Origin of the sequence: Mesorhizobium loti (assembly GCF_013170705.1) — a bacterium.
GTDB classification, from domain to species: domain Bacteria; phylum Pseudomonadota; class Alphaproteobacteria; order Rhizobiales; family Rhizobiaceae; genus Mesorhizobium; species Mesorhizobium loti_D.
Genome location: NZ_CP033334.1, coordinates 4393768 through 4406063 on the forward strand (window position 1 = coordinate 4393768; position 12296 = coordinate 4406063).

10 protein-coding genes are annotated in these 12296 nt (G+C 63.1%); 5 read left to right on the top strand and 5 right to left on the bottom strand.

Annotated elements, in window-relative coordinates; genetic code table 11:
• Positions 1-183: 183 nt before the first annotated feature.
• Positions 184-1557: a glutamate--tRNA ligase gene (gltX, locus tag EB815_RS21385; protein WP_056576652.1), complete on the top strand. Its 1374-nt coding sequence runs from the start codon at positions 184-186 to the stop codon at positions 1555-1557.
• On the opposite strand, the gene EB815_RS21390 is transcribed toward gltX, so the two are convergent.
• The 4 genes from EB815_RS21390 to EB815_RS21405 form a co-directional block, all read right to left on the bottom strand.
• A complete protein-coding gene (locus tag EB815_RS21390) occupies positions 1475-2674 on the bottom strand; it encodes a DUF2865 domain-containing protein (protein ID WP_056576655.1) in 1200 nt (399 codons plus the stop codon). The genes gltX and EB815_RS21390 overlap by 83 nt on opposite strands.
• A gap of 163 nt (positions 2675-2837) precedes the next feature.
• Positions 2838-3506, bottom strand: coding sequence for an outer membrane protein (locus EB815_RS21395; RefSeq protein ID WP_245303323.1), 669 nt, complete (start codon positions 3504-3506; stop codon positions 2838-2840).
• A 193-nt stretch (positions 3507-3699) separates the two neighbouring features.
• Positions 3700-6024: an NADP-dependent malic enzyme gene (locus EB815_RS21400; RefSeq protein ID WP_056576660.1), complete on the bottom strand. Its 2325-nt coding sequence runs from the start codon at positions 6022-6024 to the stop codon at positions 3700-3702.
• 176 nt (positions 6025-6200) lie between these two features.
• On the bottom strand, positions 6201-6980 hold the full coding sequence (locus EB815_RS21405) for an SDR family oxidoreductase (RefSeq protein ID WP_056576663.1): 780 nt from the start codon (positions 6978-6980) through the stop codon (positions 6201-6203).
• A 152-nt stretch (positions 6981-7132) separates the two neighbouring features.
• Here EB815_RS21405 and EB815_RS21410 point away from each other — a divergent pair, with 152 nt between their 5' ends.
• Both EB815_RS21410 and EB815_RS21415 read left to right on the top strand, forming a co-directional pair.
• Positions 7133-7915 (top strand): UDP-2,3-diacylglucosamine diphosphatase, encoded by a 783-nt coding sequence (locus EB815_RS21410; protein ID WP_056577406.1) that lies wholly within the window; start codon positions 7133-7135, stop codon positions 7913-7915.
• Positions 7916-8042: 127 nt separating this feature from the next.
• On the top strand, positions 8043-9257 hold the full coding sequence (locus EB815_RS21415; RefSeq protein ID WP_056576666.1) for an MFS transporter: 1215 nt from the start codon (positions 8043-8045) through the stop codon (positions 9255-9257).
• Here the strand turns inward: EB815_RS21415 and dgcA are convergent.
• Positions 9228-10211 (bottom strand): N-acetyl-D-Glu racemase DgcA, encoded by a 984-nt coding sequence (gene dgcA / locus EB815_RS21420; RefSeq protein WP_056576669.1) that lies wholly within the window; start codon positions 10209-10211, stop codon positions 9228-9230. The two genes, EB815_RS21415 and dgcA, sit on opposite strands and share 30 nt — an antisense overlap.
• Before the next feature lie 77 nt (positions 10212-10288).
• Here dgcA and EB815_RS21425 point away from each other — a divergent pair, with 77 nt between their 5' ends.
• On the top strand, positions 10289-11476 hold the full coding sequence (locus tag EB815_RS21425; protein WP_056576672.1) for an ABC transporter permease: 1188 nt from the start codon (positions 10289-10291) through the stop codon (positions 11474-11476).
• Positions 11477-11479: 3 nt separating this feature from the next.
• The gene (locus tag EB815_RS21430) at positions 11480-12289 is read left to right on the top strand and encodes an ABC transporter ATP-binding protein (RefSeq protein ID WP_056576674.1); all 810 of its coding nucleotides are present in this window, start codon (positions 11480-11482) and stop codon (positions 12287-12289) included.
• The last annotated feature ends 7 nt before the right edge of the window (positions 12290-12296 follow it).

Below are 12296 nucleotides of genomic sequence, written 5' to 3' on the forward strand. Positions count from 1 at the left end.
AGAGCCGACCTAAGGCGGCAAGGCCCAGCGGCATCATTATCTCGACCGCGTCGGCTTCGCCCGCCGCGCTCGAACGTGGCAAGCGCCGCCCGGTCTTTTCATTGCGCGCGCCATGTTCTATGTCTGCGGCACAGCGCGGGGGCGCATCTTGTCAATCACAAAGGCATCCGGTACGCCCCATCCATGACAGTTACCGTTCGTTTCGCTCCGTCACCGACCGGCCGCATCCATATCGGCAATGCGCGCACCGCTCTCTTCAACTGGCTGTTTGCCCTGAACAACAAGGGCCGCTTCATCCAGCGCTTCGACGACACCGACATCGCCCGCTCGAAGCAGGAATTCGCCGACGCCATCCTTTACGACCTGCATTGGCTGGGCATTTTCCCGGACGCCACCGAATATCAGTCGCGGCGCTTCGAGACCTACGACGCGGCCGTCGAGCGGCTCAAGGCGGCGGGCGTTCTCTATGCCTGCTACGAAACGCCGGAGGAACTCGATCTGCGGCGAAAAGTGCGCCGCACGCGCGGCCTGCCGCCGGTCTATGGCCGCGAGGCCCTGGCGCTGACCAGGGAGCAGGTGGCCGAATACCAGGCCGACGGGCGCCGGCCGCACTGGCGTTTCCTGCTGCCCAATTTCTCAGACGATCCGCAGCAGCCCGAACGCACCGACATCCACTGGAACGACCTGGTGCGCGGCGAGGAAACGGTCGATCTCGCTTCGCTCTCGGATCCAGTGCTGGTGCGTGAGGACGGCACCTATCTCTACACGTTGCCGTCGGTCGTCGACGATATCGAGATGGGCATCAGCCACGTCATCCGTGGTGACGACCATGTCACCAATACCGGCGTGCAGATTGCCCTGTTCAAGGCGCTGGGCGCCGAGCCGCCGGTTTTCGGCCACCACAATCTTTTGACCACCGTCTCGGGCGAGGGACTGTCGAAGCGCACCGGGGCCCTCTCCATTGAAAGCCTGCGCGAGGACGGCATCGAGCCGATGGCCGTCGCTTCGCTGGCCGTGCTGGTCGGCACCTCGGAGAATGTCGCGGCCGCGCATGACCTGGCCGAACTCGCCGGCCATTTCGACCCGGCCACCACCTCGAAATCATCGGCCAAGTTCGATCCGGAAGAGCTGTTCGTGCTGAACCGCGTGCTGCTGCACCACATGCCCTTCGACGAGGCCCGAGACAGGCTGATGGTGCTCGGCATCTCGGGCGACCAGGCCGAACCTTTCTGGTTGGCGGTGCGCGGCAATCTCGACCGGCTCGCCGATGCGGCGGGCTGGTGGCGCATCCTGCGCGAGGGGCCGCAGGAGCGGCCCGATTTTTCCGCCGACGACCGCGATTTTCTTCATCAGGCTTTCGATGTCCTGCCGGAAGAGCCATGGAACGGGACAGTCTGGAAGGATTGGACCGGCAAGATCAGGGAAGCGACCGGACGCAAGGGCAAGGGGCTGTTCATGCCGCTCAGACTTGCGCTTACCGGACTGTCTTCGGGGCCGGAGCTTGCAGATTTATTGCCGCTGATGGGTCGGGAAGGAACGTTGGCCCGACGACCCTGACCTTGCGCTGTTCCGGCGGCAAGGCGGACACCGGCGATGTCACCGGCTTGGCGGAAAGCCGCTTGATGGCTTCGCGGTCGAGCCCGCCTTCCATATTGGCCAGGGTTTCCGGGTCGGCGCCCGGGTCTGGCTTGGAGGCAGGGACCGGAATGAACGGTGCCGCGTCCGTTTCGGGCTGCGACTGTCGCGGATTTGGCGGGTTGCCGCCAATGATCTGGAAGTTCTGCGCGGCATTGCAGCCGCAAGCCGGTGGGCGTGGCATGTTGGACTGCTTGTAGAGATAGGCGGTCGGCAGTTCGCTATAGGGCCTGCCGGTGACCGATGACGTCATCGCGGCGGAATCGTCGTCCATGCCGCGCGAATAGAAGACCTGCATCTCGGTGCCGGGGCAGCTCGATTCGCAATTCTTCTGGTCGCGCTCGAAATCGCTGACCGAGGCCGCGTTCGACATCGGGAAGAAGTAGCCGTCGCAGGTGCGTACGCACATCGTGCGGAACTCGCCGCCGGCGCTCGGGAAATCGGGCGCTTCGGGCTGGTTCAAGACCCTGCGGATAGTGCGCTCCCCATCGGGATCGTCAGGCTGGTCAAGCGTGTCGCCCCGCTGGCCATCGTTGCCGAAAAGCTGGTCGAACAGGTTCGCGGTGCCGTCTTCTCCACGGTCAGCTTCCCGCAGCGGAGCGTGGCGCGGCGCAACCGTTTCGTCGCGGCAACCATTGGCGTCGAGCGCGGCCAGGATGCGGCCACTGTCGCGACGCGATCCGCCGCCGGCGAGCTGGGCACGCTTGGCCTGGAGACTGTCGAGATTGGCGTTCATGCGGTCGATGGTGGCGTTGAGCCCGGCACATTGATTGACGTTGCGGGAAAACAGAGAAAATCCGCAGCCTGCGTTGTCCGCCTGGCCACGGGCCTTGGAAATCTGTTCGCGCTGGCGGTCGATCGCGGCATCGTATTTCCGGATCATTGCCGGGCCGCCGCCGCCACGCGAAGCCGCGGCAAGATCGGCCTCCAACTGACGGCAGACCCGCGAAGCGGCCTGTGGCTCGGTGATGGTGGCGCCGGACAGCAGCAGGCCAAGCAGCATGGCAGCATGCGCCCGCTTCAACCTTGCGCTTGTCATCCGCCTCAAATCCCGCTTGCCTATGGTCGCCAAGCTACCCCGTTCGCGGTTAATCGTCTATTTCGGATGCGGTTCGCTGGTTGGCCGAAAGCCATTAAGTCGGGACAGCAGGCGGGTTCAGCCGGCCAGGCAACAACGGTAAGCGGCAGACCGCTCCGGCCGGTCAGAACTTGTAGTTCATGCCGATCCTGACCGTATTGAACGTGTTGTCGAAGGTGGTGTTGGAGTTGGCGCCATAATCGATGGTCTGGTCCCGCAGATCGATATATTGATATTCGAATTTTGCCGACCAATGGTCCGTGATCGCCTGCTCCAGTCCGGCGCCAATGGTCCAGCCGACCTTGGTGTTCTTCTCGGAAAAGCCGCTCAAGGGACCGTTGAGATATTGGTTTTCGACACTGCCAAAAGCCAGGCCACCGGTCCCGTAGATCAGGGTACGATCGAACGCATAGCCCGCCCTGGCGCGAAGCGTTCCAAACCAATCCACCTTGGTGTCGTAAGTATCGCCTCCGCCGACATTGATCTCGTCGGAGTGGCCCTTGATGTCGGCCCCGGAAAAATCGGCCTCCACGCCGAGGACGGTGGAATTGATCTGGTAGTTGTAGCCGAGTTGGATGCCGCCCAGGAAACCATCGGTATCGTAGTTCTGAGAACCACGGATTGTCGGTGTGTTCGGCAAATTGTAAGCCGCATCGGTCCTTCCGAAACCGTAGCCAATCTGCCCGCCGACATAGACGCCGGACCAGTCGTGGACGGTTGCGGGCTCGGCACTGATAGCGTCCGCGGCCAGAGCTTGCCCGCTGATCAGGGACAGCAATGCGGATGCAAGCATCAAACCCTTCATGACGTCCTCACCGTCAAACCAGATGCGAAACCATATCAGGTAGGCTTCCCCTGCGAAATCCGCTCTCCGCCAACACGGACTTTCCGCAATCGCAAGTTGCCGACCGGCAACACCCCGGCTTTGCGACGAGCCAGCCATGAAGGAAGCCGTCCCCAGGCCAAGCCGAACCGCTGGAGGCGGCTTAGTCCAGATTCGCGATAGCCTGCGCCTTGTGCGCGGCCTCAACCACGGCTAGCGCCGTCATGTTGACGACGCCGCGCGATGTCACCGAGGGCGTCAGGATGTGCGCCGGCATATCGGTGCCAAGCAGGATCGGCCCGACATGCAGAGCATCCATCATGGCGCGTAGCGCCGTCAGCGTGATGTTGGCCGAATCGAGGTTCGGGAACACCAGCAGATTGGCTTCGCCCTTCAGTCGCGAATGCGGATAGACGCGCTGGCGCAGATGCTCCGACAAGGCTGAATCGGCATGCATTTCGCCGTCGCATTGAAGTTCCGGCGCGATGCGCGCCAGGATCGCCGCCGCCTGGCGCATTTTCAGAGCGCTTGGCGAATCGCGCGAGCCGAAGTCGGAGTGCGACAGCAGCGCCGCCTTCGGCTCGATGCCGAAGCGCTGGATTTCCTCGGCCGCCAGCACGGTCATTTCGGCGATTTCCTCGGCCGTCGGGTCGACGGAAACGTGCGTATCGGTGAGGAAGATGATGCCGCGCTGCGAGATCAGCATGGACAGGGTCGACAGGTCATAGTCCCTGATGCCGGCGCGAGGGCCAATGATGAGGGTCACGTTGCGCAGGTGCCGCTCGAAGCGTCCTTCGAGGCCGCAGACCATGGCGTCGGCATCGCCGCGCTTCAGGGCGAGCGCCGCGATCACCGTATTGTCGGTGCGCACCATGGTACGTGCGGCTTCCGTCGTCACGCCGCGCCGGCCGGCAAGTTCGATCAGGAGGTCGACATAGTTGCGGTAGCGCGGATCGTCTTCCGGGTTGATCAGGCCGAAATCGACGCCCGGCTTGATGCGCAGCCCGTAGCGCTTCAGCCTGACCTCGATGACGTGCGGACGGCCGATCAGGATCGGCTCGGCAATGCCTTCCTCCAGCACCACCTGGGCGGCGCGCAGCACGCGCTCATCCTCGCCATCGGCATAGATGACGCGCTTGGCGCTCGATGCCTTGGCGGATGAGAACACCGGCTTCATCACCAGGCCGGAGCGGAAGACGAAACGGTTGAGCTTGTCGATATAGGCGGTGAAGTCGGTGATCGGCCGTGTCGCCACACCGGTGTCGCAGGCCGCTTTGGCAACGGCCGGCGCGATGCGCAGGATGAGCCTGGGATCGAAGGGCGAGGGGATCAGGAAATCAGGCCCGAAGATCGGTGTCTCGCCCGAATAGGCGCGCGCGGCGACGTCCGAAGGCTCTTCGCGGGCAAGGGCGGCAATGGCCCGCACCGCGGCCATCTTCATCTCTTCATTGATCGCGCTGGCACCGCAGTCGAGCGCGCCGCGGAAGATATAGGGGAAGCACAGGACGTTGTTGACTTGATTGGGAAAATCGGACCGGCCCGTGCAGATCATGGCATCGGGTCGCGCAGCGCGCGCCACTTCCGGCATGATCTCGGGATTGGGGTTGGCCAGCGCCAGGATCAGCGGCTTCGGCGCCATGTGCTGCAGCAGTTCAGGCTTCAATACGCCGGCCGCGGAGAGGCCGAGGAAAACGTCGGCGCCCGGGATGACATCGGCCAGCGTGCGCGCCCCGGTGTCCTTCACATAAGGGTCTTTCCAGCGGTCCATCTCGTCGGTGCGGCCCTTGTAGGCGACGCCGAAACGGTCGGTGACCCAGATGTTTTCGATCCGTACTCCGAGCGAGACCAGGAGATTGAGGCAGGCAAGGGCGGCCGCGCCCGCGCCGGAGGTGACGACCTTGATGTCCGAAATGGTCTTGCCGGCGAATTCCAGCCCGTTGAGCACGGCGGCGGCGACGATGATGGCGGTGCCGTGCTGGTCATCGTGGAACACCGGTATGCTCATGCGGGCTTTCAGCCGCTCCTCGACCTCAAAACATTCCGGCGCCTTGATGTCCTCGAGGTTGATGCCGCCGAAAGTGGGTTCTAGAGCGGCGATGGTCTCCACCATGCGCTCGATCTCGGGCGCGTCGATCTCGATGTCGAAGACGTCGATGCCGGCGAATTTCTTGAACAGGACCGCCTTGCCTTCCATCACGGGTTTGGAGGCCAGCGGGCCGATATTGCCGAGACCAAGCACGGCCGAACCGTTGGAGACGACGCCGACCAGGTTGGCGCGCGCCGTATAGTCGGCGGCGGTTGCCGGATTGTCGCGGATCTCCAGGCAAGGGGCGGCGACGCCGGGCGAGTAGGCGAGCGCCAGGTCGCGCTGATTGCCAAGCGGCTTGGTTGCCTGGATTTCGAGCTTTCCCGGTCTCGGGTGCTTGTGGAAGTAAAGGGCGGCTTCGTCGAGGTCCGAACGTGCCGTTTTCTTGTTCTCGCCTTCCATGCGGCCGCTCCCTCGAAACCTGCTCCGAGGCCCCTTTTAGCATGCGGCCAAGGTTTTTCGCGACGCTAATTGACGCGCCGCCGGCTTTAAACCGCGGCGCGTAAAAAATCATTAGATGTCAGATTCTTACGACTGTTTCATGCCAGATGAATCCGGCCACGTCGTCGACCTTTCGATCAGAAGGCGCTGACATAGAGACCGCCGTCGACCGGTATGTTCTGCCCGGTCAGATAGCCGGCATGAACCGAGCAGAGGAAGGCGCAGATCTGGCCGAATTCCTCCGGCGTGCCGAGCCGCTTGGCTGGCACGTCGGCGCTGATGCGAGTCTTGCGCGCGGCGGCGGCGGCGGGATCCTCGACGGTGCCGGCCTCGTGCGGGCCGCGCAGCCGGTCGGTGTCGAGTTTGCCCGGCAGAAGGCTGTTGATGGTGACGTTGCGATCGATGACCGTTCGCGCCACGCCGGCTAGGAAAGAGGTGAGACCAGCGCGCGCGCCCGACGAGAGGTCGAGGCCGGGAATGGGGACATAGACCGATAGCGAGGTGATGTTGACGATGCGGCCGAAGCCGCGCTTCGCCATGCCGTCGAGGACTGCCTGCACCAGCTCGATCGGGGTCACCATGTTCTGGGTGACGCCTTCGAGGATTTTCGCGCGATCGAGCTCGCGGAAATCGCGCAGCGGCGGGCCGCCATTGTTGTTGACGAGAATGTCGGGCTCGGGGCAGGCTGCAAGCAGTGCCTTCTGTACCTCGGGCTTGGAGACGTCGCCGACGACCTCCGTCACCGTCACGCCATGGCGCTCGCGCAGTTCGGCGGCGGTTTTGGCCACCAGTTCGGCATTGCGCCCATTGACGACGATGTCGCAACCGGCCTCGGCCAGCGCCATGGCGCAGCCTTTTCCAAGTCCCTTGCTCGAAGCGCAGACGATTGCCTTCTTTCCGCGGATACCGAGATCCATGACGATTTCTCCTGTGATTTGGCGGGCAAGCTAGTCCTTAGACTGGACCAATCGCAACCGTCATACGGTTGTTGCATGAATCGAGGCATAGGCTGCTCGAAAGCAAGGGTGAAATCGCGATGTCAGGCCAAGAGCCCCGCACTTTCCGCAGCATGTTCATTTCCGACGTCCATCTCGGCTCGAAGGCGGCCAAGGCCGAGTTCCTGATCGATTTCCTTCGATACCATGACGCCGACATCATCTATCTGGTTGGCGATATCGTCGATGGCTGGCGGCTGCGGCGGAGCTGGCACTGGCCGCAAAGCCACAATGACGTCGTGCAGAAATTGCTGCGCAAGGCGCGCAAGGGCGCCAGCATCACCTATATAGCCGGCAATCACGACGAGTTCGCCCGCCAATTCCAGGGCGTGCATTTCGGCGGCATCGTCGTCGCCGACCGCGCGATCCATGAAACAGCCGACGGCAAGCGCCTTCTTGTCATCCATGGCGATCAGTTCGACACTGTCGTTCACAATCAGCGCTGGCTCGCCTATCTCGGCGATCATGCCTATGACGCGGCGATGATCGTCAACCGCGTGGTGACGCGCTTGCGCCAATTGCTCGGCCTGCCTTACTGGTCGTTCTCATCCTGGGCCAAGGTCAAGGTCAAGAAAGCGGTCAATTTCATCGGCTCGTTCCAGACCGTGCTGACCGAGGAAGCCCGCCGCTCGCATGTCGACGGCGTCATCTGCGGCCATATCCATCATGCCGCGATCGAGAATTTCGACGATGTGCGCTACATCAACACCGGCGACTGGGTGGAAAGCTGCACGGCCGTGGTCGAGCACTTCGACGGCCGGATGGAAATCCTGACCTGGGCGCAAATCCTGCCGGAAGCGCCGGACGAGCCCTTCATCCCCATGCTCATCGAGGATCGGGTGGGGCAGGCGGCCTGAGCCGAATTCTCGCCGATTTTCGGGCCAATCGATTAGTCCAGCCGGTTTCCCCGGGTTTTCCGCCATGTTAAGGGATCGATCTGCGTTGCTGGCCGGCCGGCCAAGTGCGGCGTAATTGGATCGATTCATGTCCCTGCCGCCGCTTTCGCCAGAACAGCTCGTCAAGCCGCGCCATTTCGAACTGCGCATGAGCCTCATTTTCGGCACGCTGTTCATATCGCTCGGTACCCATCTGCCCTATTTCCCGCTCTGGCTGCAGGCCAAGGGCTTTCACGCCGAGCAGATCGCCGTCATCCTGGCGGCGCCCATGTTCCTGCGCGTGGTGACGACGCCGCTGCTGACGACGCTCGCCGACCGGGCGCGGGACCGCGCCGATGTTTATGTCGCGCTGGTGGCAGCCTCCCTGCTGCTCTCGGCGGGTTATTTCCTGACACCGACCTACGCCATGGTGCTGGCGGTGTCGCTTGCCCTGACCATTGTCTGGACGCCGCATTCGCCGATCGCCGATTCGCTGGCGCTTTCGGGCGTGCGCCGCTTCGGTTCGAACTACGCAAGCATGCGCAAATGGGGCTCGATCTGCTATCTCTGCGCCAATGTCGCGGGCGGCTTCATCCTGGCGGCCACCGGTCCGCAAGCCGTTCCGGTGATCATTTTCCTTGCCCTTGGCGCGGCACTCGTCGCAGGGCTGCTGGCGCCGCGCATGGGGCGGCCGCGCAAGGCCTCGCCGCTGTCGGCCGCGGAAATCCAGCACGCGGCGCCGAGCCTGTTCAATGCCTATTTCCTCTTTTTCACCTTTGGCGTCGGCATCATCACCGCCAGCCACGCCTTCCTTTACGGCTTCGTTTCCATCTACTGGAAATCGATCGGCATAAGCGATTCCGTCGTCGGCCTGCTGTGGGCTTGGGGCGTGGTGTCCGAAGTCTGCATGTTTTTGTTTTTCAATCGCATTTTCGCCTCCATATCCGTCGTCAGGGTGATGGTGATCGCCGGCATCGGGTCGATCGTGCGCTGGATCATCTTCCCACTGGTATGGCCGTTCGGCCTCGGCGTCGCCGGCTTCTTCGCCGTGCAGTCACTGCATTCGGTGTCCGTCGCGATGGTGCTGATCGGCCTGCAGAAGATGATCGCCGAGACGGTCTCCGAGGAGCGCACGGGCGCCGCGCAAGGCATCGCCTATTTCTTCAACGGCTTCTTCATGGCCGCCGTCACGCTTGCGTCCGGTCCGCTTTATGATCGTCTCGGCGTCGATGGTTTCCTGGTGATGATCCCGATCGCGATCATTGGCCTCGTGCTTATCGGGCTTGCCGCGCGCTCAGCCCCACAGCGCCCGGTCCGGGGGTGAGACGAGCGAACCCTGGTAGACGAGACCCGGCACACGGTCGCGCGCGAGCAGCAGCGGACCATCGAGGTCAACGAAATCGGCGTTCTGGGCGAGCAGGACCGCCGGCGCCATGGCAAGCGATGTGCCGACCATGCAGCCGACCATGATGCCAAAACCCAGCTCGCGGGCGCGGTCACGCAGCACGAGCGCCGCCGTCAGCCCGCCGGACTTGTCGAGCTTGATGTTGACGGCGTCGTAGAGGCCGACAAGCGCTTCCAAATTATTCGCCTCATGCACGCTTTCATCGGCGCAGATCGGCACCGGATGCGCGATGTGGCGCAGGATTTCATCCCGGCCGGCGGGCAGGGGCTGTTCGATGAGCGCAATGCCCTGCTCTGCGGCAAAGGCGAGGTTCGCGACGATGTTGTCGTCGGTCCAGCCTTCATTCGCATCAAGGATGATTCGGCTCCCGGGTGCCGCCTGTCTCACTGCCTCGATCCGGGCGATGTCGTTGTCGCCGCCGATCTTGACCTTCAGCAGCGGCCGCCCGACGTTGGCACGGGCCTGTGCCGCCATCGCCTCGGGTTCGCCGAGCGATAGCGTGTAGGCAGTTTCCAATGGACGCGGCGGAGCTGGCCAGATTGCGTGTGCAACCGGGCTGTCACCCATCTTGGCCTCAAGGTCCCAGAGGGCGCAGTCGACCGCGTTGCGGGCGGCTCCCGCCGGCATTGCGTCGAGCAGGGCGGTCCGGTCGATGCCACCGGCTATCCGCTCGCGCATCGCCTCTATCGCGGCGTGCACGCCGTCCATGGTTTCACCATAGCGCTTGTAGGGAACGCATTCGCCGCGACCGCTATGACCGTCCTGGCTGATCGTGCATGTGATGACCTCGGCCTCGGTCTTGGAGCCGCGCGAAATGGTGAAGGTTCCGGCGATCGGAAAGCGCTCCGCCTCGACCGAAATGACACGCGCCATATTTTTCTGCTCCAGCTGTGCCAGAAGGGTTGTCGGCAAATCGACAAGGTCGGACCCATCAGGCTAAACAGGACGCCATGTTGACCATCGGCAAGCGCGACGCAAGCGGCACGACCGCCTCGGAGGCTGACCACCAACCGCGTGTGGCGGTCGGCGAGGAGGGTGGCGTTCTGGGTTGCGCGTTCTCCGGAATCTGGACGACACGAACGGTAGCGTCAATCGACGCCGACATGCGCAAGATCGAGAAACGAAACGGTTTCAAGACTTTGGCGCTGGATCTTTCGAAAATCGAGAAGATCGATACCGCCGGCGCCTGGCTGATCGACCGCCTGGTCAGTGTCTTCGAGAAGAAGAACGTCGAGGTCCGGCTGCAAGGCCAGAGCGAGATCGCTTCCATCCTGCTCGACGCGGTCGGCGAGGCTGTTCGGCGCGAGCCCGAATCCGGGCCGGCGCGGCCGCCCAACATCGTCATCCGGGCGCTTGAGGCGGTTGGCCGGCGCGTCTACGAGATGCGGGACGATTTCTTTGCTTCGATGAATATTCTTGGCGCCACCATCCGCGGCGCGCAGATGAAGCTTGGCCGCGGCCACGCCGTCAACCCGGCTGCGATCTTCAACCAGATCGACCGCATGGGCGTCGGCGCCATCCCGGTGGTGGTGCTGATGTCGGCGATCGTCGGCGCGATCGTTGCCCAGCAAGGCGCCTACCAGCTCAGCTATTTCGGCGCTGACATCTTCGTCGTCGACCTCGTCGGCGTGCTCATCCTGCGCGAACTCGGCGTGCTGATGACGGCAATCATGATCGCCGGCCGCTCCGGCAGCGCGATCACCGCGGAGATCGGCTCGATGAAGATGCGCGAGGAGGTCGACGCGCTGAAGGTCATCGGTCTCAACCCGATCGGCGTCCTGGTCTTTCCGCGTCTGGTTGCGCTGGTGATTGCGTTGCCGTGCCTGACGATCATCGCCAATTTCGCGGCACTCGGCGGCGGCATCGTCGCGGCCTGGCTCTACTCCGATATCCCCCCCGCCGCATTCATCGACCGGCTGCGTGTCGCCATCGATCTCAGCACGATTTTCGCCGGCCTGATCAAGGCGCCGTTCATGGCCATGATCATCGGCACAATCGCCTCGGTCGAAGGCATGAAGGTCGGCGGCAGTGCCGAATCGCTCGGCCAGCACGTGACCGCGTCGGTGGTGAAGTCGATCTTCGTCGTCATCATCCTCGATGGCCTTTTCGCCATGTTCTACGCAGCGATCGAGTTCTGAGAGATGGCGAAGGGCAATGGCATCGAGGTCGAGGAAGCGGACGACAGTGAAATCGTCTTGTCGGTGCGCGACGTCACCGTTGCCATCGAGGACAAGCTGATCCTCGACAAGCTTTCGCTCGACATCAAGCGCGGCGAGATCCTGGGGTTCGTCGGTGCTTCGGGCGCCGGCAAGTCCGTCCTTTTGCGAACCATTCTCGGCTTGATGCCCAAGCAGTCGGGAACGATCAAGCTGTTTGGCGTCGATGTCGACAAGGCAAGCGATATCGAGCGCCTGCGCATCGACATGCGTCTTGGCGTGCTGTTCCAGCATGGCGCGCTGTTTTCGGCATTGACCGTGCAGGAGAACGTGCAGGTGCCGATGCGCGAATATCTAGACCTGCCAAGGAAGCTGATGGACGAACTGGCGCTGCTCAAGATCGAGCTGGTCGGGCTGCCGCCGGACGCGGCGCAGAAATTTCCCTCCGAACTCTCCGGCGGCATGATCAAGCGCGCGGCCCTTGCGCGCGCCTTGGCGCTCGATCCGGACATCGTCTTTCTCGACGAGCCGACGTCCGGCCTCGATCCGATCAGTGCCGCCGAATTCGACGAACTCGTCGTCAAGCTGCGCGACACCATGGACCTGACCGTCTATATGGTCACGCACGACCTCGACACGCTGTTTACCGCTTGCGACCACGTGGCGGTGCTCGGCAAGAAGAAAGTATTGGTCGAAGGCACTATCGACGACATGCTGAAGAGCGAAGAACCGTGGGTGAAATCCTATTTCCGCGGAAAACGCGCCCGCCAGCTTGATCTTGCCGCACGTGCATAGCCATAAG